The sequence below is a fragment of the Bradyrhizobium sp. JHI2711 genome (genome assembly GCF_056156565.1).
Genome location: NZ_JBPZPT010000001.1, coordinates 1,549,188 through 1,567,141, shown reverse-complemented (window position 1 = coordinate 1,567,141; position 17,954 = coordinate 1,549,188). Strand labels below are relative to the sequence as shown.

Here is a 17,954-nt window from a genome sequence, read left to right as displayed (position 1 = left end):
TTCCTGCGAAACCTACAAACGAAAATTTCTCTAACCTGGATCAATAACCCAAGTGAATCCCAGCTAGAATCCCGGCTAGAAATGCGCGCCATGAAGTGGCGGCGGCAGGTCGAGATGTCTTGCAACCGTCGCGCCGATGTCGGCAAAGCCGGCGCGTCGGCCGATCGGAGCCGTTGACTGCGCGGTCCACGCCAGGATCGGGACCTGCTCGCGCGTATGATCGGTGCCGCTCCAGGTCGGATCGCAGCCATGATCGGCGGTAATGATGAGGAGATCGTCGCTTCGCAGCCGGCTCAGCAGCTCGGGGAGGCGGGCGTCGAAAGCTTCGAGCGCCGCTGCGTAGCCGGCGACGTCGCGGCGGTGGCCGTAGAGCGTGTCGAAATCGATGAAGTTGGCGAACAAAAGCCCGCCTTCTGCAAGGCCTCCAAGCCCATCGAGCGTGGCATCGAACAGCGCTGCATTGCCGTCGCCGCGCAGGTTTCTCCCGGTGCCGCGATGAGCGAAGATGTCGTCGATCTTGCCGATCGTGACGATGTCGCGGCCGGCAGTTTCTGCAAGGTCGAGGATGGTTCGCTCGGGCGGCGGAACCGAGAAATCGCGCCGGTGCGAGCTGCGCTTGAAGCTGTCCGCGCTCGTTCCGACGAACGGACGCGCGATGACGCGGCCGATCTTCAGGGGATCGACCAGCCGCCTCGCGACCGTGCAGACCTCATAGAGTCGCTCGAGCCCGAACGTCTCCTCGTGCGCCGCGATCTGGAACACGCTGTCGGCCGAGGTGTAGCAGATCGGCTCGCCGCTGCGCATGTGGCGCTCGCCGAATTCGGCGATGATGTCGGTGCCGGAGGCGTGGCAGTTGCCGAGGATGCCGGGCAGTCCGGCTTGTTCGCACAGCTTTGTTACGAGATCGCGCGGGAAGCAGGGCTGGATCTTTGGAAAATAGCCCCAGTCGAACGCGACAGGCACGCCGGCGATCTCCCAATGGCCGGATGGCGTGTCCTTGCCCCTCGATATCTCGCTGGCGCATCCATGGCGCGCACCCTGAACCCGGCCGTCGAGCCCGGGCGGGACGCGACCCGTCGCAAGGCGGCAGGCCTCGCCGAGGCCGAGCACCACGAGATTTGGCAGGCACAACGGCCCCTCCCGCTGCGGACTATTGGCACGCCCGGCCATGCATGCATCCGCAATGTGGCCGATGGTGTCGGCACCTTCGTCGCCGTAATTGGCGGCGTCGGGCGCGGCGCCGATTCCGACGGAATCCATCACCAGGATCAGGGCACGCATGTCGGCTCCCTGATCGGCGGGGAGACGCCACTAGAGGAGGCGAGACCGGTCTTCGTGCAATAGCGCTCGACCATCTGCGCGCAGAAATCGGCGAACTCGTTCACGTCGAGCGGCGGGCTGGTGTGATGCGGTTCGAGACCGCGGTGTTCCGGCGTGAAGCAGAACGTCACAGTGATCTCGAACTCGGCCAGCGCATCCATCTGGCGGTCGAACCAGTCCAGTGCGTTGGGGCGGAAGCTGTCGGCCCATGACAGGCCGGTCCGCAAGTGCCGCACGCCGAACCGTCGCATCCAGCGCACGGCGTCATCGAGACGATGGTCCTCGAAATGAAACCACTGGCAGAGGCCCATGTCGGCGGCGTATTGGCCGAACAGCTCCGCCGCGGCTTTCGGGGTTCCATCCTCGCGCAGCAGGCCCATGTGGAAATGCCGGTAATAGGAGGACCCCTCGGCCTCCTTGTGCCGCGTGGTCGCCTCCCAGGCCGAAGGGAGATCGTAGAGGCTGTACCAGTGGATGCGCGGCGCGCGGCCGATCAGAAGGTCGGCGGTGCGCGACAGGCCCCAGGCTTGCACCTCCTCGGCGCCGAACGAGGAGACGCCGACCTCGGTCACCCAGACCGGGAGCGAGGTAACAGCCTTGATCTCCTCGATCTTGGCCGGCCATTCTCCGATCTCCCATAAATTCCAGTCGAGCGGAAAGCCGTGCACGGCGACGGCGTCGACGTGATCGAGCACGCCACGCGCCTGCATGCTGCGCATGAAGGACGGGTCGATCGGCGAAATGCCGCCGAGCACGCGCGGCAAGGTCGGATGCGCGCTGCGGATGGCCTTGCCGGCCGCGAGCGCCAGGTTGGCAAACATCGCCCAGTCCGGGTCGATCAGGAGGTCCCAATGCGACTTGTTGTTGGGCTCGTTCCAGATCTTGGCCGCCTCGATCATCGGCTCGCCTCCCGTGACGGATAAACCGGCCCGTCGACCTGCGGCCGCGTCGTGCGCTTGCACAGATAGACCTCCTCTTCCGGATGGGCCGCGATGGCAAAGCCGGCGCTGCGCAGCATGGCCTCGACGCAGGCGCGATTGGGCACCCACCAATTGGTGGGGTCGTCGGCATATTTGTGCTCGATGAAGTGCAGCTTCGGGTAGCCGGAGGAATCGAACTGATCGGTAGTCCAGAAGTCGTAGTTCTTCTCGATCGCATCGACCCGGCTGTCGCCGCGCAGCATCGACTGAAACAGGAGGAGATCGCCGGCGACGTGCTCATGGATCAGGTCCAGCGCCAGCAGCGGGTGTCGCAGATGATAGAGCACGCCCATGAAGATCACGAGGTCGAACTTTTCGCGCAGCTGCCCGACATCATAGGCCGACATCTTGCGGAATTCGATCCTGAGCCCGTTCACCTCGGCCGCGAAGCGGGCCTGGGCCAGATATTCTTCGTCGGTGTCGAGGCCGAGCACGCGTTCGGCGCCGCGCCGCTTCATCTCCATGGCGTAGAAGCCGGCATTGCAGCCGATATCGAGCACGGTCTTGCCTTCGAGCCGGTCCGGAATGATGCCGGAGAAGCGCTGCCACTTCACATTGGGGTAGTCGCCGAGAAAGTGCGACGGCGCTGTCGGCACGCCCTTGAGGTCGAGATTGTGAAACCATGGCCCCAGCGCATCGACGCGCTGGCGGATTTCCTCGCGGGAGAGGGCGCCTCTGGTCATGCAATCGCTCCGTTATTCATTGAGACCGGCCGGGCCCCGTCCGATGAGGCGCGGGTCCGCGACTTGGAACGGCCCTCGACGCCCTCGGCGAGCAGGGCCATTGCCGTGCGATAGCCGTCGATGGTGCCGACATCGACGTAGGATTCGCCGGCCTTGACCCCGATGCCGTTGCCGCCGGCCGAAAGGTAGGCATTGACCAGCGTCCCGAAATATTCGTCGCGGCGTTCGCGTGCGTGCCACAGCGCCTGGAGCTGGCGGAAGCCGTGGGCCGACATCTTGAAAGCACCCCAGATCCAGCGCGAGGCTGCATTCGGCTGCTTGACCTGGATCTCCGTCACCTGCTCGCCGTCCAGCACCACCGCATCGAAGAATTCGGGGTGCTCGACCGGGAACAGCAGGAACGAGAGGTCTGCCTCGGGCAGGGATTGCAGGGCCGCCTTGGGAAACCACACCGTGTCGGGCAAGCCGACCATGACGTCTTCGTGCCGCCCGACGACGGTGCTTGCCCTGAACACCGCGTCGCACAGGCCGGAGGCTTCGGGCTGCACCACATAGGCGAGCTCGGCGCTGCCGTAGTGGTCGCCGAAATATTCGAGGATGTCGGACTTGCCGGGCGAGATCACGAAGCAGATCTTGTCCGCGCCGCCGAGGATGAGGCGCTCCAGCAGATATTCGGAGACCGCGCAGGGACGGTCGGTACCGTCGTCATGCCGGCTGCCGACCGGCAGCAATTCCTTCGAGAACGCAAGCGGCTGGATACGGCTGCCGCGGCCCGCGGCCGGAACGATGCCCCACATGATCAGGCCTCCTCGATTTGTTGCCGGCTGATGCGGCTCGACGTCATCTGCTCGAGCATCGAGATCAGTTCACGCGCCCGCTTGTCCGATGTGTGCTGGTCCATGGTGCGCTCATAAGCGCGCAGGGCCATGCGCCTGAGCTCGGCATCCGGCATCGCGAGCGCGGCGAGCGCGTCGTGCTCGTCGCGTGCGATCAGGATCTCCCCTCCGGGCGCGAAGAAGTCCGCTATTCCGGGCCAGTCGTCGCTCAGCAGCGGGGCACCGCAGGCCGCGGCCTCGAACAGCCGGCCGGACGGGCACCAGCCCATCTCCGCCATGGCCCGGCGGGTGACGTTGAGGGTCAGCCGCGACGAGGCAAAGAACGGCGCGTGCTCGGACGGCGGCAGGTGCCGCACGAAATAAATGTTGGGCGACCATGGGAAATCGTGCGGGTACTGCGCGCCGCCGATCAGGAAGCGGAGATCCTGGCGCGCCCGCGCGGGCGCGACGAAAAGCGCCTCGAGCGTGCGCTGGCGGTCTTCGGAGTAGGTGCCGAGATAGGACAAATCGGCGCGATAATGCGGCTGCGGCGTAACCGGATGGTGGATGTCTGTGTCGACATGCCCATAAAGCGGCCGGGTGTCGCGCGCGCCGAGCCTGGTGCGGAATTCGTCCGCAACGTGAGGCCCGCCGGTGAAGCTGAGCACCAGCGCGAAGTCCCGCAGGCCGCGCGGGCCGATATAGGGGACAGCCTCGCCGGCGATGAGCCTTGCCAGCGTAACCGGAGTATCGAGGTCGTAGAACACGGGAACGGCACGATCCTCAGCGAGAATCAGCTCGGTCGCGGCGATCGCATCGGGGCAATAGGAGGTCACGATCGCGACGTCGGCATCACGGATTTCGGCGCTTGCCGCCTGCCGCACGTCGTCCCAGTTCGCGAACAGCCGGAGCGCGCCACCCGGCAGCTCGTAGAGATCCCGGGCACCGGCATAATAGGGCACGTCGCGCTCGAAGAAGACGACGCTGTGTCCCGAACGCGCGAGATGCTTGCAGAGGCCGCGCCACAGGGTGGCGTGACCGTTGCCCCAGGAAGACGAGATTGTCAGGCCGAAGATGATGATCTTCACGCCGTCACCCGTTGGTTGATCCTGGTGATCTTCATGCCGCTTCTGTCGGCGCGGAGCGTGCTGATGCTGGCCGGATCGATCTCGATCGAAAGAAACTGGTCGAGCGGCGTGCGCGAATAGTGCAGCAGCGCGGCGCGGATCGGCTCGGCGTGGCTGACGAGGACGACCGCGTCGAGATTGCGGTCGCCGCGCAGCTGCTCCAGATGAGCGACCATGCGGTTCTGAAGCGACCGCATGCTCTCGCCGCCGGGCGGGCGGCTCGTGCCGCGTCGCCCATTCCAGCGCGACCATCGGGGATCCGGCGCCAGCTCGTCGAACGATCGCCCGGTCCATTCGCCATAATCGAGTTCGTCGAGGGCAGGAACGATCTCGACCGGCAGCCTGAAATGCGCCGCGAGGATGCATGCCGACTGCATACAGCGCCGTTGCGGGCTGGACTGAATGAGCGATGGCCGCGGCGCGATGGTGGCGGCACAGCGCGCCATTTCCTCACAGCCGAGATCGTCGAGCGCGACGCCTTTCATCCGGCCGCACAGGATGCGGCCGAGCAGGGCGTGATGACCGTGCCGGACGAGATGGATGATCCCAGCCATCACGCAAACGCCTTGTCGTCGATGAAGGCGCGCGTCCGCCGTCCGGCCTCCTCGTCGGTGAACTGCTGCGGCGGCGATTTCATGAAATAGCTCGAAGGGCCGGTCAGCGCTCCGGCCTGGCCGCGGTCCATGGCGAGCTTGGCACAGCGCACCGCGTCGATCACGACGCCCGCCGAATTCGGGGAGTCCCAGACCTCGAGCTTGACCTCGGCGCTCAGGGGAACGCCGCCGAACGTCGTTCCCTCCAGGCGGATGAAGGCGAGCTTGCGATCGGTGAGCCACGGCACGTGGTCGCTCGGTCCGACATGGATGTTGTCGGGGTCCATGGGGACGTCGAACTGGCTGGTCACGGCCTGGGTCTTGGAGATCTTCTTCGACGCCAGCCGCTCCCGTTCGAGCATGTTCTTGAAATCGGTGTTGCCGCCGACATTGAGCTGGTAAGTGCGGTCGAGCCGCACCCCGCGCTCGCGGAACAGATTGGCGAGCACGCGATGCAGGATGGTGGCACCGACCTGGCTCTTGATGTCGTCGCCGACGATCGGCAGGCCGGCCTCCTCGAAGCGGCGCTGCCACTCCGGATTGGAGGCGATGAAGACCGGAATGCAATTGACGTAGCCGCAGCCGGCCTCGATGGCGCGCGCCGCATACCATTCGCTGGCGCGCTGCGAGCCGACCGGAAGATAGGAGACCAGAACGTCGGTGCGGGACATCGCCAGCACTTCGGACACGTCGGCCTCCGGCACCTCCGCAATCGGAACGTCGTCGGTGAGATAATGCCCGATGCCGTCCAGGACCGGTCCGCGCTGCACGATCACGCCTGTCGGCGCGACGTCGGAGAAACGGTGCGTGTTGTTGGGCGGGGCGAAGATCGCATCGGCGACGTCGCGGCCGACCTTGTTGGCGTTGACGTCGAACGCCGAAGCGATCTGGATATCGCTGATATGGTAACCGCCGAGATCCGCGTTCATTAGCCCCGGGACCGGCTCGTTCGACTTGGCGTTCCGGTAGTAGGTGAGGCCCTGGACGAAGGAGCTCGCGCAATTGCCGACGCCGACGAGTCCGACGCGCACGCGGCGCCTGTGTTGGAGACGAGAATGCATGGAATGAAGCCCTCCGGAAGCATGCGGCGTCGGTGCAAGAGTCGGTGTAAGTACGTCGGCGAACGTGTGGAAGGTATGTTCGTTCCTGGGAAGGAGATGCGAGCGGCACGCCGTGGGCCGATTCATCGCGACAAAATGCGACGCGCTTAACATGGGATAAAGTCCCGTACCGCCAGCTCGGAACGAACGACTTTCATGATGAAGATGAAGAAGATGATGCTCGCCTCACGCGGACCGTTTCGTATCTGCCGCGAAGAACCAATCACTGCGGCCCGCGTTTGTCGGCCAATGGTTCGATGCGGTGCGGCGTTCATCGCCCGCCTAGTGAACGAGGTGTGACATGACATCCAAGGCACAGAACAGCGAAGCCCACGAGACCACCGATCACAACGTCATCCAGAAATGGGCCGAAGAACGCGGCGGGAAGCCGGCGACCGTGAAGGCGACGGAGGAGGGTGGCCACGCCGGAATCCTGCGTATTGATTTCGATCCGCCGGATGAAGCGTTGGATCGCATCAGCTGGGATGCGTTCTTCGAGAAGTTCGATGAAGCCGGCATCGCGTTCCTGCATCAGGATCGAACCAAGGACGGCAAGCTCAGTCGATTCCACAAGTTCGTGCGACATTAGCGACCGCGCGACATGGCGGGCGGCTGGGCGGAAGCGATCAGGGCGGGCGATTTTGGGTGCGCCTGGCGGATCAACGATCGAGATTTGCTGGAGATCGCGCATCCGCCGAAGCACACTGGCCCGCGTCACCTCCAGCGGATCTGGCGCGGCGAGGAGCTGAGGGATAAGCACGTGCTGGTGCGCTGCTATCACGGACTCGGCGACACCATCCAGTTCCTGCGCTTCATGAAGCCGCTTCGCGCGATTGCGCGCAGCGTCACCCTGTGGTGTCAACCCGAGCTGCTGCCGATGGTCGAGGGCGCAGCGGGCGTCGATCGCGCCATCCCGCTGCATGATGGTGCGCCCGAGAGCGCTTTCGAGGTCGACATCGAGATCATGGAGGTGCCGCACGCTATCAGAGCGCGCCGCGATCAGGTCGAGAAGCGCGTTCCCTACCTGATGCTCCCTCCTGTTGCCGTACAACCGCTTCGGCTGCAAAGTCTGGCCGTCGGCCTGGTCTGGAAAGTCGGTGAGTGGGACAAGCGGCGGGAGGTTCCGGCCGTCTTGCTGCGCAATCTCGCTGGATCCGGCGTGACGCTCCATTCGCTTCAGCGCGGGACGAGCACCGAAGAGCTCGCGACGATCGGGGCACGGGACATCAGCACGCCTGATATCGTCGCTCTCGGCCATCGCCTGCGGCAGCTCGATCTCGTCGTATGTGTCGACACCATGGTCGCACACCTTGCGGGCGCGCTGGGATGCGAGGCCTGGGTCTTGCTGCATGCCGATTGCGACTGGCGCTGGCCCCAATCCGGTGCGCGTTCGTTCTGGTACCCGAGCCTGCGGCTGTTTCATCAAACACGGCCGGGCGATTGGGTCGATGTCATCGCCGACGCCCGCAACGCGCTACGGGTGCGGCTCGAAGGAGGTCGAACGACCGCGGCGATGTGATTTCCAGACGTTCTTTCCAAGACATTGATGAGGAACGAGCGCCGCCCACGCGCTTTGGTGCAACGCCCTCGCAATGGAAAGACGCTCATGCAAAGTTCCGACGCCGGTGTGTCGACTGCCAGCCTGTCGCAGGTGACCGACGATATCTGGATCGTGAACGACAAGCCGATCAGCGCCGCCGGCCTGCAACTGCCTGTACGGATGACCGTCATCCGCCTGTCGAATGGCGACCTCGTGCTGCATTCGCCGGTGAGATATTCGCCGGGTCTGCGCCAGGAGCTGGAGCGGCTGGGTACGATCAGATACCTGCTGGCGCCAAATATTGCCCATTGGATGTTCCTGCCAGAATGGCAAAGGCAGCTGCCGCAGGCCGCGATCTTTGCCGCGCGCGGCCTTGCGGCGCGCGGGCAGGTGCGGGCGGCGGGCCTGCGTATCGATCGCGAGCTTGGAGATACGACGCCGGAGGAATGGGCTGCCGACCTCGAAACGGTGTCGGTGAATGCTCCGATGTTCTCGGAGGTCGAGCTGTTCGACAGGCGGAGCCGGACGCTGGTTCTGACGGATATCGTGCAGAACCTCGATCCCCACCACCTCAGCGCCTCGAATACAGCCGCGGCGAGCCTGCTCGGCATTGCCAAGCCGGACGGGAAGGCCCCGGTCTATCTGCGGCTGCTGCTCCGCCTCGGCGGCCGTTCGGCGCGGGCTGCGGGCGAGCGGCTCGTGAAGCTGGCTCCGGAGCGGGTGATCTTTGCGCATGGCGACTGGTTCGAAACACAGGGAACGGCACGCCTGCGGCGATCCCTGCGCTGGCTGCTTCCCGCGGACGTCTCGGGACGCGAGCACGGGCAGATGGTCGGCACGCGCGTCGTCATCACCGGCGCCTCCAGTGGAATCGGCCGCGCCGCGGCGCTGGCCTTTGCCCGCGAGGGCGCAAGCGTGGTCCTCGCCGCACGCCGCGGCGAGGTCTTGATGCGGCTTGCTGCGGATTGTGAGGCGCTCGGAGGCCGGGCCCTGGCCGTGCCGACCGACGTCACTGACGCGGAGGCGGTGCAGCGTCTGGCCGGTGAGGCGGATGAGGCCTTCGGCGGCATCGACGTCTGGATCAACAACGCCGGCACGGGCGTGTTCGGGGCCTATCAGGATGCCGACATCGCGCTCCATCGCCGGACCATCGAGGTCAATCTGCTCCGCCCCATGCATGGCGCGTTCGCGGTGCTTCCGATCTTCCTCCGCCAGAACCGCGGTGTCCTGATCAACAACATCTCGCTCGGCGGCTGGGCGCCGACGCCCTTTGCCGCAGCCTACACCGCCAGCAAGTTCGGCCTGCGCGGCTTCACCGCAAGCTTGCGTCAGGAGCTCCGGGCTCATCCCGACATTCACGTCTGTGGCGTCTTTCCGTCCATTATCGATACGCCGGGCTTCGTCCACGGCGCCAACGTTTCCGGACGAAGGCTCGATCCTGGCCCGCTGCTTTATCAATCCGAAGATGTAGCCCAGACCCTCCTGAGCCTCGTCCGCGCGCCGCGTGACGAGGTGGCCGTGGGGTGGCCGGCGCGCGCCGGGCAACTGGCCTATGCGATTGCCCCTGAGATCACCGAGAATGTCATCGGAGCCGCATTCCGCTGGCTGCTGTCGCGCGCGCGTCCAGCAGCAAGGAACGAAGGCACCTTGCTCGAAGCGGGTCCGCAGGGCACGTCCGTCGACGGCGGCTGGCTGGTGCGGAAGCAGGTTCCGCCGGCCGCTGTGCTCAGCAAGGGGCTCGTGGTGCTCGGGATCGCTGCCGGCCTGGCATTCGCGGCATCGATGGCGGGCCGTTCCAGACCCCGCGCGAGGACGCGGCGGCGCCGCGCGTGAGTCCGCGGCAATCTCGCGCCGAGGACCGACGGCGATGCCCGCCTGCCGGACCGCAGATGGCTCCGGCGCCGGAACGAAGCCCTGAGACCGCGCGTTCCTGCGGGAACACCCGAGGACCAGACGTTGCCGCGCTATCATTTTGATTTGGTGGATTCTGAAACCGTAGCCGACGAGGGAGGCGCCGATTTGCCGGACGACATCAAGGCTCTGGATGTCGCCGAAGAGATTGCGCGGCGCCTGCTCGAGGAGCGTCCCGAGCTCAAGGGCCGCCACCTCTCGATCCTCGTCACGAATGAGGATGGTGAGGAAATCGGCCGGATGCCGCTGGATGTAGTGCACTGAAGCCGTGATCTGACATGACGTTCATGATTGGGGTGATCGCCGACACACATGGACTGCTGAGGCCCGAGGCGGAGCGCTGCCTCGCCGGCGTCTCGCACATCATCCACGCCGGCGACATCGGCGCCCAGGCGGTGATGGACGGGCTTTGCCGCATCGCACCCGTCACCGCGATCAGGGGAAATGTCGACCGGGGCACGTGGGCTGAACGCTTTCCCGAAACACAAACGCTGCGCCTCGGCGGCCGCAGCTTCCACGTCCTGCACGACCTCAACGAGCTGACGATCGATCCTGCCGAGCTCGGAATCGACGTCGTGGTCTCAGGGCATTCCCACCGCGCGGGGATCGAAACCGTCAACGGCGTGCTTTATCTGAATCCAGGCAGCGCAGGGAAGCGACGCTTCAAGCTGCCGATTACGCTCGCAACGCTGGAGCTCGATTCCGGCGGGCCGCTGCGGCCCGTTATTCACGATCTCGACACGCCAGCAGGCCTCCGCTGCTAGTGCGTCTTCGATTTCTGCCACCGCTCCAGATCCAGCGGCGGCCGTTCCGGATCGATCTGTTCCTTCTCGGGATTGCCTTGCCAGGGCTTATTCGTCTGCCGGTGCGTCGGCATATCGGTCTTCCGGCGTGGATCGTCGAGCGGTGTCTCTCGCGGATCGGTTTTAGGTTCAGTCGCTTTTGGCATGTGTTTCCCCGTCGAGTGTTTCCCTATCGAGCTCGCACGATGGCGCTGCGGCAGCACCCTCTGATCAACCCGGGACGCAGCGCGGTGTTCCCTGTCTCGCGCTGCGGCGATCGGCGCAGGAACGACCCCTGCGACAACTCATTGTTCTATTTCGACATTGCGAACCATCGACACAGGAGCAGCACATGTCAAAGATGCCTCCAGTCCCCGAAGAACAGCGGAGCAACAAGGGACCCGGTTCCGATCCGGCCGTCGAGGCGACAGAACGGGAGCCGGGCCGCGAGAATTTCGATACCCAGGGCCGCCACGGCAACATCAAGCAGAACACGACCAACCAGGGCTACCAGCAGGATCGATGATGCTCGACCTAAACAAACCCAGTGAGAGACACGCGATGAGCAGAATGGGTCTCGTGCTGGTCGCCGTACTGGCGGCCGCCACCGCCGGGCCCGCATGGGGGCAGGGAGGCGGCGGCGCGGGAGGAAGCGCCGGTGGCGGGGCGGCCGGGAGCACGTCGTCGGCGCCCGGGACCAACTCGGCCGGGACAGCGCAATCGAGCGGCGGTTCCGGCCCACGGGGATCGACGACCGTCGGCCGACCCGGCAATCCTGCAGGCGGCACCAATATCGGACGCATCGATGGGACCGTCACGCCCGGACCCTCGCTGCAGGGCGACGACCAGATTCGTTCGGAGACCTCCCGCGATTCCGAGGCGGATCGAAAGATCAAAGGCATCTGCAGGGGATGCTGACCTCTTGATCAGCAGGGCTATCGCAGTTGAGATTTTCCCTGCGGCCATCCTTCGAGACGCCCGCTTGAGGCGGGCTCCTCAGGATGAGGTCGGAGTGCGCGGCAGCAGTTTCAACGGGCACTGACACCGATTAGCCTCATCCTGAGGAGGCGCGTCAGCGCCGTCTCGAAGGACGAGGCGTGCGCGCAGACCGCCGCCACAAGTCATATGCGATTGCGCTGCCCCTGATCAGGACGCCGGCTTGACCGGCGTCCAGTCCAGGTCCGCATCATCGCAAGGCTCGGGGTCGGCCGGGCAAGGCCTGATCTTCAACTCGTCCTCGAGCACCGCCTCGCCCTCGGCATGCTCGACCAACCCCGCCTCATCGGCTCTCTCCAGCGCTTCCTCCTTGGTCGGAAACGTGCGGCTCATCTTCTCTCCGTCCTTGAACAGGGCGTATGCCATGATCGCCTCTCTGGCTTCCGTCGCTACGCGCTATGCGATTTCCCTGAGGTTACTCAGGGTCGACAATCCGAGGCCACCCAAAGCAAGCAAGAACGATCTTCTCGGCATGTGCATCTCCAACATGTGAGCGACAGACGCAGCGTGATATCGAACGTTCCTATCGGGAATGAAGCCGATGCCCAATCGCGCACGCGTGCCGACGAACGTCTCCCTCGCCTTAACGCATGTTAGTCTCGATCAATTGGCACGATTGATCGCAAGCTCGATCCCAGTGAGATGCTGATCGCCATAGGAACGTGTCCGTCTAGCATGGCTTAATTCCGCATCGGAAGTGCCGAGCCGCGCACGAGTTCACCACATGCAAGACAGACAAAGCAATTTCCCGACGTCCGCAGGCGTCCTTCTCGGACTTGGCCTCGGCGCATTCTTCGACGGCATCGTCTTTCATCAGCTGCTGCAATGGCATCATATGTTAAGCGGCTGGTATCCGCTCGATTCCATCGAGAACATCACCCTCAATACGACTTGGGACGGCATCTTTCACAGTACCGCCTATGTCCTCGTGCTCGCTGGGCTTTATCTGTTATGGCAGCGGGCACGCCGAGGCGCGCCGCGGTGGTCCCGCTCGCAGTGTCTCGGGACGATCCTGATCGGGTGGGGCATCTTCAATCTCGTCGAAGGCGTGATCGATCACCAGATCCTGAGATTGCATCAGGTGAACGAGACCGTGCCCGACGGCCAGCGCATTTTCTGGGATATCGGCTTCCTGCTGTGGGGAGCTGCGATGATCGTCATGGGCGTTGCCATGGCACGCGCGGGCGCGCAGGAGGGAGTGCATGCGAAAGGCAGCTTACAGGCTCGTTAGAAACACGCCGCCGGCTCTGGTCTACGTGATGTTTCTGCTGCTGCTCGTGCTCGCGACGGCGCCGGCGTTTCGGCCAGTGCTGTTCGGCCTCTCCGTCGACGATCTCTTGCAGTTGCGCTGCTTTTCGCCGGTCTGAGCGCGGAGGTGACCATGGTGGAGTTCAGGCTTCCAAGAAACTCCCGCATCGAGCAGGGGGTGGTCTGGCCAAAGCCGGCCGGCAAGAGCTTGCGGGAATTTCAGGTCTATCGCTGGAATCCGGACGATGGCCGCAATCCCAGGCTCGACACCTATTTCGTCGATCAGACGGATTGCGGGCCGATGGTGCTGGACGGGCTGATCTGGATCAAGAACAACATCGACTCGACCCTGACCTTCAGGCGATCCTGCCGAGAGGGCGTTTGCGGCTCCTGCTCGATGAACATCGCCGGCCAGAACACGCTGGCATGCACGAGGTCGATGAACGAGGATGTTGCGGAAGGCGAGCCGCTCCGCGTGCTTCCCCTGCCGCATCAGCCGGTGGTGAAGGACCTGGTGCCGGATCTGACCAACTTCTACGCGCAGCTCGCACTCATCGAGCCGTGGCTGCAGACCACGTCCCCCACGCCGCAGAAGGAATGGCGGCAAAGCCACGAGGATCGGGCGAAACTCGACGGATTGTACGAGTGTATTCTCTGCGCGTGCTGCTCGACCTCATGCCCGAGCTATTGGTGGAATTCCGAGCGTTTTCTCGGGCCGGCAGCCCTGATCCAGGCGGCGCGCTGGATCAATGACAGCCGGGACGAAGCCACCGGCGAACGCCTCGACATGCTCGAGGATCCCTTCAGGATCTATCGCTGCCACACCATTCTGAATTGCGCGAAAGCATGCCCAAAGGGCCTCAATCCCGGAGAAGCCATTTCGGCTCTGCGGCTCAAGATGGTCGAGCGGAAGTTCTGATCGCGAGCGAGACGCCACTGCGCAAAACAGGAACCATGGCTGCGGCGCTCGCTTATCAGACGCGAGTTGGAGGCGCCTGATGGGAAAGAAGCAATTTGCCGCTCTGCCGTTTCGGCTGGACAAGTCCGAGCTGCGGGTGATGCTGATCACGACCAGGCGCAAGCGCAGGTGGAGCGTCCCAAAGGGATCGCCGATGCGCAACAAGGAGCCGCACCTGACGGCTGCGCTCGAAGCCTATGAGGAGGCGGGCCTGGTCGGTGTCGTGGCCACGCGCGCACTGGGCAGCTTCAAGCATCGCAAGCGAAAAGGTGATCGCAAGCGGACCATGAACGTTGCCGTCTTCCCCATGAAGGTGCACGGGCGCCAGCGCTGGTGGCCCGAGAAGGGCGAGCGGGAGGCGATCTGGGTCTCGCCCAAGACGGCGGCGCGGCTGGTGCACAAGGCGCAGCTCCGGCGCCTGATCGCCCGGTTCGCGGCGCAGACGGCGCGCGAGACATCCTCGCCGCTCGGCCGGTGAGGGGGGCCGGGATTAGGAACACGTCGCGCGCCCAATCATTCAAGCTTGATGGACCAACAAACCACGGGGCTCATATCGGAGGAGCGACCGCCTCACGACATCCTGGCAGCGGCGATCGAGCGACGCCGCGCCGTCTTGTTCGTGGGCGCCGGTGTCTCGATGGCCGTCGGCCTGCCGTCCTGGCAGTCCCTGATTGATCATCTCTTGGACGATCTGGGCCTCGAACGCAACGTCATCGACGGAATGCATGGCGGCTATCAGATGCTTGCGGAATATTATCGGATCAAGCGCGGCGGGATCGGCCCGCTGCGCAGCTGGCTCGACCGCAATTGGCGTGTCGACCCCGAGAAGATCGCCGCTTCAGAGCTGCACCGGATGATCGTCGAGCTGGATTTTCCGGTCATCTACACCACTAATTACGACCGCAACCTCGAAACCGCGTTCGACGTGCTGAACAAGCCCTTTGCGAAGATCAGCAACGCGAAGGAGATCGCGAGCGCTCGCGCCGGCGTCACCCACATCATCAAATTCCACGGCGACTTCGATGACGATGCTTCGCTGGTTCTGACCGAGACCGATTTTCTCAACCGGCTCGCCTTCAATTCCCCGCTCGATATCCGCTTTCGCGCCGATGCGCTGGGAAGCACGCTGCTCTTCGTCGGATACAGCATGTCCGATCCGAACATCCGGCTGCTGCTGCACCGGATCTGGCAGATCTGGGACGAGTCCGGGCACAGCCAGGACCGGCCGCGATCCTTCGTATTCGTCGCGCAGCGCAATCCGGTGCAGGAGGCGGTGCTCGCCAACTGGGGCATCACCACCATCGCCCCGCCCGAGGGTATGGCTGCCGATGACGGTCTCAGGCGGCTGCTGCACGACATTCGCGAGCGGCTTGACGGCAGGACAGCGCCTAGCTCGGGTCCCGACACCGAGAGACATCGCTAGGGCCGCCGCACGCTGCAGATCTCGTTCGGGGCTAGAGTGAGGCTTGCGGCATATTGCATATCCAGAAAGCCGGCGCGCCAGCGCTGCGCCATGGCCGTCTCCGACAGATCAAAGGATTTTTCCGGCCCGGCCTCCTCGCGGCCCGGCCGGTAGCTCAGGAGATAGACCTCGTCCTTGTAGTGGAGGTCCTGAAGCTCGGCGCGGAGCTGACGGGCCTCCAGAGCGTAGCCGAGGCGCTGGAAGGTCTGGTTGCCGAAGGTCAGGTCGCTCTTGCGCTCGGAGGCGGCCTCGAGCCCATCGGGGACTTTGCCGTCGCGCGGAAACAGATCGATCACATAGAGGCGGAGCGGGCCTGCAGTCTCCAGGATCGGATCGAACGGCGCGTTCAGCGAGAACCCGCCGTCGACGAGCCAGCGGCCGGCGATCTGCACCGGAGCGAATTCGGGGAGAAAGCCGCAGCTGGCCAGGATATGGTCCATTTCGATCCGCTCCGATGCGGAGTCGAACAACACGGCATCGCCGCTCTCGACATCGGTGGCGCAGATCGTGATGCGCAGATCGCCGCCATTCAGACGTCCGAAATCAATCAAGCGCTGCAGGCGTTGGCGGGTCGGGCCGAGATCGTAGATGCCGCCGTAGTGAGACGCCGGAATGGGGAGGCGGGGGTGGAAGAAACCGGAATGACCCAGCACGCGCGTACTGATCGAGCTCAGCCACGCAGAAGTATGGCGGCCGGCGTTCGGCACGTCGGCTGGACTGCTTGGGGCATGCCAATAGCTGCGTAAATTGCGCAGCCGATCGTCGCACGGGCTCCCCGCGATCAGCGCGGCCGTGATGGCCCCGGCCGACGAACCGGTCACCCAGTCGATCGGCAGCCGAAGCGAACTGAGGGCTTCAAACACACCGCCATGATAGGCGCCGAGGCCGAGCCCGCCGGAGAACGTGATGGCGGTGAGAGGACGCTCGGCGGTGCCGCCAGGCTCAGCTGCACGGTCGGTCAAGACGGGCGCCAATTGCCGGTCGGGTGGTCGCGCCGATCACCGGTATCTCCCGCAATAGCGAAGATTGATCGCGAGAGCGGCGGCGAGCAATCGACATTCATCTCAAAGCTCCAATGTCGACAATTGAACGCGGCTCTTGATGCCGTGTTCCAAAGGCTCAAACGGCACGCATGGCCGCCCTTTGCGGCGAGCCGTTAACCTGTGTGAAGCCGGTCGCTGCAGATCGCGGCTAAGGTGACGGCTGCGACAGCTCCGACCGGAAGCGGGATGCCAGAACAATCTCCGAGCCTCAGAAACTTCACCATCAACTTCGGTCCTCAACATCCTGCCGCGCACGGGGTGTTGCGGCTGGTGCTCGAGCTGGACGGCGAAGTCGTCGAGCGCGTCGATCCGCATATCGGCCTTCTGCACCGCGGCACCGAAAAGCTGATCGAGGCCAAGACCTATCTCCAGGCCATTCCCTATTTCGACCGGCTCGACTACGTTGCTCCGCTGACCCAGGAACATGCCTTCTGCCTCGCCATCGAACGGCTGATCGGCATTGAGGTGCCGCGCCGCGGCCAGCTCATCAGGGTGCTCTATCACGAGATCAGCCGCATCCTCTCGCACCTTCTGAACGTCACCACCCAGGCCATGGACGTCGGCGCCTTGACCCCGCCGCTGTGGGGCTTCGAAGAGCGCGAGAAGCTCATGGTGTTCTACGAGCGCGCCTCCGGCAGCCGGATGCATGCCAATTATTTCCGGCCGGGCGGCGTGCACCAGGATCTGCCGCCCAAGCTGATCGACGACATCGAGGCCTGGTGTGATCCGTTTCTGAAAGTCGTGGATGATCTCGACCGCTTGCTAACGCTCAACCGGATCTTCAGGGCGCGCAACGTGGATATCGGCAGGGTGACGCTGGAGCAGGCCTGGGCGTGGGGATTTTCGGGCGTGATGGTGCGCGGCTCGGGCGCCGCCTGGGATTTGCGCAAGGCGCAGCCTTACGACTGCTATGCGGAGATGGATTTCGACATCCCCATCGGCAAGAACGGAGACTGCTACGACCGTTATCTCATTCGCATGGAGGAGATGAGGCAGTCCGTCCGCATCATGAAGCAGTGCATCGAGAAGCTGAAGTCGCCGGACGGCGGCGGCCCGGTGATCGTGCAGGACAACAAGGTCGCGCCGCCCCGGCGCGGTGAGATGAAGCGGTCGATGGAGGCGCTGATCCATCACTTCAAGCTCTACACCGAGGGCTTCCATGTTCCCCCCGGCGAAATCTACGTCGCCGTCGAGGCGCCTAAGGGCGAATTCGGCGTGTTTCTCGTCGCGGATGGGACCAACACCGCCTACAAGTGCAAGATCAGGTCGCCCGGCTTCGCCCATCTGCAAGCGATGGATTTCCTCTGCAAAGGGCATTTGCTGGCGGACGTCTCGGCGATCCTGGGCTCGCTGGACATCGTGTTCGGCGAAGTCGATCGCTGATCGTGAACGGCCG

At 64.4% G+C, this 17,954-nt stretch carries 23 protein-coding genes; 13 read left to right on the top strand and 10 right to left on the bottom strand.

Annotated elements, in window-relative coordinates; all coding sequences use genetic code 11:
• Positions 1–75: 75 nt before the first annotated feature.
• From ACTEK7_RS07475 to ACTEK7_RS07445, 7 genes are read right to left on the bottom strand one after another with little or no spacing between them, the layout of a single operon-like run.
• Positions 76–1,281, bottom strand: coding sequence for a phosphopentomutase (locus ACTEK7_RS07475; RefSeq protein ID WP_225145876.1), 1,206 nt, complete (start codon positions 1,279–1,281; stop codon positions 76–78).
• A complete protein-coding gene (locus tag ACTEK7_RS07470) occupies positions 1,269–2,219 on the bottom strand; it encodes a glycoside hydrolase 5 family protein (protein WP_225145875.1) in 951 nt (316 codons plus the stop codon). The genes ACTEK7_RS07475 and ACTEK7_RS07470 overlap by 13 nt, the downstream gene beginning before the upstream one ends.
• Positions 2,216–2,983: a TIGR04290 family methyltransferase gene (locus tag ACTEK7_RS07465; RefSeq protein WP_074448197.1), complete on the bottom strand. Its 768-nt coding sequence runs from the start codon at positions 2,981–2,983 to the stop codon at positions 2,216–2,218. The genes ACTEK7_RS07470 and ACTEK7_RS07465 overlap by 4 nt, the downstream gene beginning before the upstream one ends.
• Entirely contained in the window at positions 2,980–3,780 is an 801-nt protein-coding gene (locus tag ACTEK7_RS07460; RefSeq protein ID WP_036023674.1) for a nucleotidyltransferase family protein, read from the bottom strand. The genes ACTEK7_RS07465 and ACTEK7_RS07460 overlap by 4 nt, the downstream gene beginning before the upstream one ends.
• Positions 3,781–3,782: 2 nt before the next feature.
• The gene (locus tag ACTEK7_RS07455; RefSeq protein WP_225145874.1) at positions 3,783–4,886 is read right to left on the bottom strand and encodes a CgeB family protein; all 1,104 of its coding nucleotides are present in this window, start codon (positions 4,884–4,886) and stop codon (positions 3,783–3,785) included.
• Positions 4,883–5,479 (bottom strand): histidine phosphatase family protein, encoded by a 597-nt coding sequence (locus ACTEK7_RS07450; RefSeq protein ID WP_036005058.1) that lies wholly within the window; start codon positions 5,477–5,479, stop codon positions 4,883–4,885. The genes ACTEK7_RS07455 and ACTEK7_RS07450 overlap by 4 nt, the downstream gene beginning before the upstream one ends.
• Positions 5,479–6,579: an inositol-3-phosphate synthase gene (locus ACTEK7_RS07445; RefSeq protein WP_225145873.1), complete on the bottom strand. Its 1,101-nt coding sequence runs from the start codon at positions 6,577–6,579 to the stop codon at positions 5,479–5,481. The genes ACTEK7_RS07450 and ACTEK7_RS07445 overlap by 1 nt, the downstream gene beginning before the upstream one ends.
• A gap of 340 nt (positions 6,580–6,919) precedes the next feature.
• Between ACTEK7_RS07445 and ACTEK7_RS07440 the strand changes: the two genes are divergently transcribed.
• The 5 genes from ACTEK7_RS07440 (at position 6,920) to ACTEK7_RS07420 (ending at position 10,833) form a co-directional block, all read left to right on the top strand.
• On the top strand, positions 6,920–7,207 hold the full coding sequence (locus tag ACTEK7_RS07440) for a hypothetical protein (protein WP_057029924.1): 288 nt from the start codon (positions 6,920–6,922) through the stop codon (positions 7,205–7,207).
• 12 nt (positions 7,208–7,219) lie between these two features.
• On the top strand, positions 7,220–8,137 hold the full coding sequence (locus ACTEK7_RS07435; RefSeq protein ID WP_225145872.1) for a glycosyltransferase family protein: 918 nt from the start codon (positions 7,220–7,222) through the stop codon (positions 8,135–8,137).
• An 87-nt stretch (positions 8,138–8,224) separates the two neighbouring features.
• Positions 8,225–9,991: an SDR family oxidoreductase gene (locus ACTEK7_RS07430; protein ID WP_225145871.1), complete on the top strand. Its 1,767-nt coding sequence runs from the start codon at positions 8,225–8,227 to the stop codon at positions 9,989–9,991.
• A gap of 123 nt (positions 9,992–10,114) precedes the next feature.
• Positions 10,115–10,333 carry a DUF6894 family protein gene (locus ACTEK7_RS07425; protein WP_036005044.1) on the top strand — a complete coding sequence of 73 codons (219 nt, stop codon included), beginning with the start codon at positions 10,115–10,117 and terminating at the stop codon, positions 10,331–10,333.
• 14 nt (positions 10,334–10,347) lie between these two features.
• Positions 10,348–10,833, top strand: a complete 486-nt coding sequence (locus ACTEK7_RS07420; RefSeq protein ID WP_225145870.1) for a metallophosphoesterase family protein — start codon at positions 10,348–10,350, stop codon at positions 10,831–10,833.
• Here the strand turns inward: ACTEK7_RS07420 and ACTEK7_RS07415 are convergent.
• On the bottom strand, positions 10,830–11,018 hold the full coding sequence (locus tag ACTEK7_RS07415; protein WP_225133632.1) for a hypothetical protein: 189 nt from the start codon (positions 11,016–11,018) through the stop codon (positions 10,830–10,832). The two genes, ACTEK7_RS07420 and ACTEK7_RS07415, sit on opposite strands and share 4 nt — an antisense overlap.
• A 185-nt stretch (positions 11,019–11,203) precedes the next feature.
• On the opposite strand from ACTEK7_RS07415, the gene ACTEK7_RS07410 reads away from it, so the two are divergent.
• Positions 11,204–11,377: a hypothetical protein gene (locus tag ACTEK7_RS07410; protein WP_225145869.1), complete on the top strand. Its 174-nt coding sequence runs from the start codon at positions 11,204–11,206 to the stop codon at positions 11,375–11,377.
• Positions 11,378–11,412: 35 nt separating this feature from the next.
• Positions 11,413–11,769 (top strand): hypothetical protein, encoded by a 357-nt coding sequence (locus ACTEK7_RS07405; protein ID WP_225145868.1) that lies wholly within the window; start codon positions 11,413–11,415, stop codon positions 11,767–11,769.
• A 228-nt stretch (positions 11,770–11,997) separates the two neighbouring features.
• Here the strand turns inward: ACTEK7_RS07405 and ACTEK7_RS07400 are convergent, their stop codons facing one another.
• Complete coding sequence (locus tag ACTEK7_RS07400; protein WP_225145867.1) at positions 11,998–12,213, bottom strand: hypothetical protein; 216 nt, start codon at positions 12,211–12,213, stop codon at positions 11,998–12,000.
• A 358-nt stretch (positions 12,214–12,571) separates the two neighbouring features.
• On the opposite strand from ACTEK7_RS07400, the gene ACTEK7_RS07395 reads away from it, so the two are divergent.
• The 5 genes from ACTEK7_RS07395 to ACTEK7_RS07375 all read left to right on the top strand — a co-directional run bounded on the left by ACTEK7_RS07395 (position 12,572) and on the right by ACTEK7_RS07375 (position 15,476).
• Positions 12,572–13,078 carry a DUF2243 domain-containing protein gene (locus ACTEK7_RS07395; protein ID WP_036005029.1) on the top strand — a complete coding sequence of 169 codons (507 nt, stop codon included), beginning with the start codon at positions 12,572–12,574 and terminating at the stop codon, positions 13,076–13,078.
• Positions 13,050–13,214: a hypothetical protein gene (locus ACTEK7_RS07390; RefSeq protein WP_156447251.1), complete on the top strand. Its 165-nt coding sequence runs from the start codon at positions 13,050–13,052 to the stop codon at positions 13,212–13,214. Before ACTEK7_RS07395 ends, ACTEK7_RS07390 begins: the two co-directional genes overlap by 29 nt.
• A gap of 14 nt (positions 13,215–13,228) precedes the next feature.
• On the top strand, positions 13,229–14,014 hold the full coding sequence (locus tag ACTEK7_RS07385) for a succinate dehydrogenase iron-sulfur subunit (RefSeq protein WP_036005027.1): 786 nt from the start codon (positions 13,229–13,231) through the stop codon (positions 14,012–14,014).
• Positions 14,015–14,093: 79 nt separating this feature from the next.
• Complete coding sequence (locus tag ACTEK7_RS07380) at positions 14,094–14,531, top strand: NUDIX hydrolase (protein WP_036005025.1); 438 nt, start codon at positions 14,094–14,096, stop codon at positions 14,529–14,531.
• A 48-nt stretch (positions 14,532–14,579) separates the two neighbouring features.
• A complete protein-coding gene (locus tag ACTEK7_RS07375) occupies positions 14,580–15,476 on the top strand; it encodes an SIR2 family NAD-dependent protein deacylase (protein ID WP_050995899.1) in 897 nt (298 codons plus the stop codon).
• Here ACTEK7_RS07375 and ACTEK7_RS07370 read toward each other — a convergent pair.
• Positions 15,473–16,477 carry a patatin-like phospholipase family protein gene (locus ACTEK7_RS07370; RefSeq protein WP_225145866.1) on the bottom strand — a complete coding sequence of 335 codons (1,005 nt, stop codon included), beginning with the start codon at positions 16,475–16,477 and terminating at the stop codon, positions 15,473–15,475. The genes ACTEK7_RS07375 and ACTEK7_RS07370 overlap by 4 nt on opposite strands.
• Positions 16,478–16,744: 267 nt before the next feature.
• Between ACTEK7_RS07370 and ACTEK7_RS07365 the strand changes: the two genes are divergently transcribed.
• The gene (locus tag ACTEK7_RS07365) at positions 16,745–17,941 is read left to right on the top strand and encodes an NADH-quinone oxidoreductase subunit D (protein ID WP_036005022.1); all 1,197 of its coding nucleotides are present in this window, start codon (positions 16,745–16,747) and stop codon (positions 17,939–17,941) included.
• The last annotated feature ends 13 nt before the right edge of the window (positions 17,942–17,954 follow it).

Bases quoted from the DNA above. Each gene is read 5' to 3' on its own strand.
- ACTEK7_RS07475 (WP_225145876.1), bottom strand. From the start codon at position 1,281: ATGCGTGCCCTGATCCTGGTGATGGATTCCGTCGGAATCGGCGCCGCG.
- ACTEK7_RS07470 (WP_225145875.1), bottom strand. From the start codon at position 2,219: ATGATCGAGGCGGCCAAGATCTGGAACGAGCCCAACAACAAGTCGCAT.
- ACTEK7_RS07465 (WP_074448197.1), bottom strand. From the start codon at position 2,983: ATGACCAGAGGCGCCCTCTCCCGCGAGGAAATCCGCCAGCGCGTCGAT.
- ACTEK7_RS07460 (WP_036023674.1), bottom strand. From the start codon at position 3,780: ATGTGGGGCATCGTTCCGGCCGCGGGCCGCGGCAGCCGTATCCAGCCG.
- ACTEK7_RS07450 (WP_036005058.1), bottom strand. From the start codon at position 5,479: ATGGCTGGGATCATCCATCTCGTCCGGCACGGTCATCACGCCCTGCTC.
- ACTEK7_RS07445 (WP_225145873.1), bottom strand. From the start codon at position 6,579: ATGCATTCTCGTCTCCAACACAGGCGCCGCGTGCGCGTCGGACTCGTC.
- ACTEK7_RS07440 (WP_057029924.1), top strand. From the start codon at position 6,920: ATGACATCCAAGGCACAGAACAGCGAAGCCCACGAGACCACCGATCAC.
- ACTEK7_RS07435 (WP_225145872.1), top strand. From the start codon at position 7,220: ATGGCGGGCGGCTGGGCGGAAGCGATCAGGGCGGGCGATTTTGGGTGC.
- ACTEK7_RS07430 (WP_225145871.1), top strand. From the start codon at position 8,225: ATGCAAAGTTCCGACGCCGGTGTGTCGACTGCCAGCCTGTCGCAGGTG.
- ACTEK7_RS07420 (WP_225145870.1), top strand. From the start codon at position 10,348: ATGACGTTCATGATTGGGGTGATCGCCGACACACATGGACTGCTGAGG.
- ACTEK7_RS07415 (WP_225133632.1), bottom strand. From the start codon at position 11,018: ATGCCAAAAGCGACTGAACCTAAAACCGATCCGCGAGAGACACCGCTC.
- ACTEK7_RS07410 (WP_225145869.1), top strand. From the start codon at position 11,204: ATGTCAAAGATGCCTCCAGTCCCCGAAGAACAGCGGAGCAACAAGGGA.
- ACTEK7_RS07405 (WP_225145868.1), top strand. From the start codon at position 11,413: ATGAGCAGAATGGGTCTCGTGCTGGTCGCCGTACTGGCGGCCGCCACC.
- ACTEK7_RS07400 (WP_225145867.1), bottom strand. From the start codon at position 12,213: ATGGCATACGCCCTGTTCAAGGACGGAGAGAAGATGAGCCGCACGTTT.
- ACTEK7_RS07395 (WP_036005029.1), top strand. From the start codon at position 12,572: ATGCAAGACAGACAAAGCAATTTCCCGACGTCCGCAGGCGTCCTTCTC.
- ACTEK7_RS07390 (WP_156447251.1), top strand. From the start codon at position 13,050: ATGCGAAAGGCAGCTTACAGGCTCGTTAGAAACACGCCGCCGGCTCTG.
- ACTEK7_RS07385 (WP_036005027.1), top strand. From the start codon at position 13,229: ATGGTGGAGTTCAGGCTTCCAAGAAACTCCCGCATCGAGCAGGGGGTG.
- ACTEK7_RS07380 (WP_036005025.1), top strand. From the start codon at position 14,094: ATGGGAAAGAAGCAATTTGCCGCTCTGCCGTTTCGGCTGGACAAGTCC.
- ACTEK7_RS07375 (WP_050995899.1), top strand. From the start codon at position 14,580: ATGGACCAACAAACCACGGGGCTCATATCGGAGGAGCGACCGCCTCAC.
- ACTEK7_RS07365 (WP_036005022.1), top strand. From the start codon at position 16,745: ATGCCAGAACAATCTCCGAGCCTCAGAAACTTCACCATCAACTTCGGT.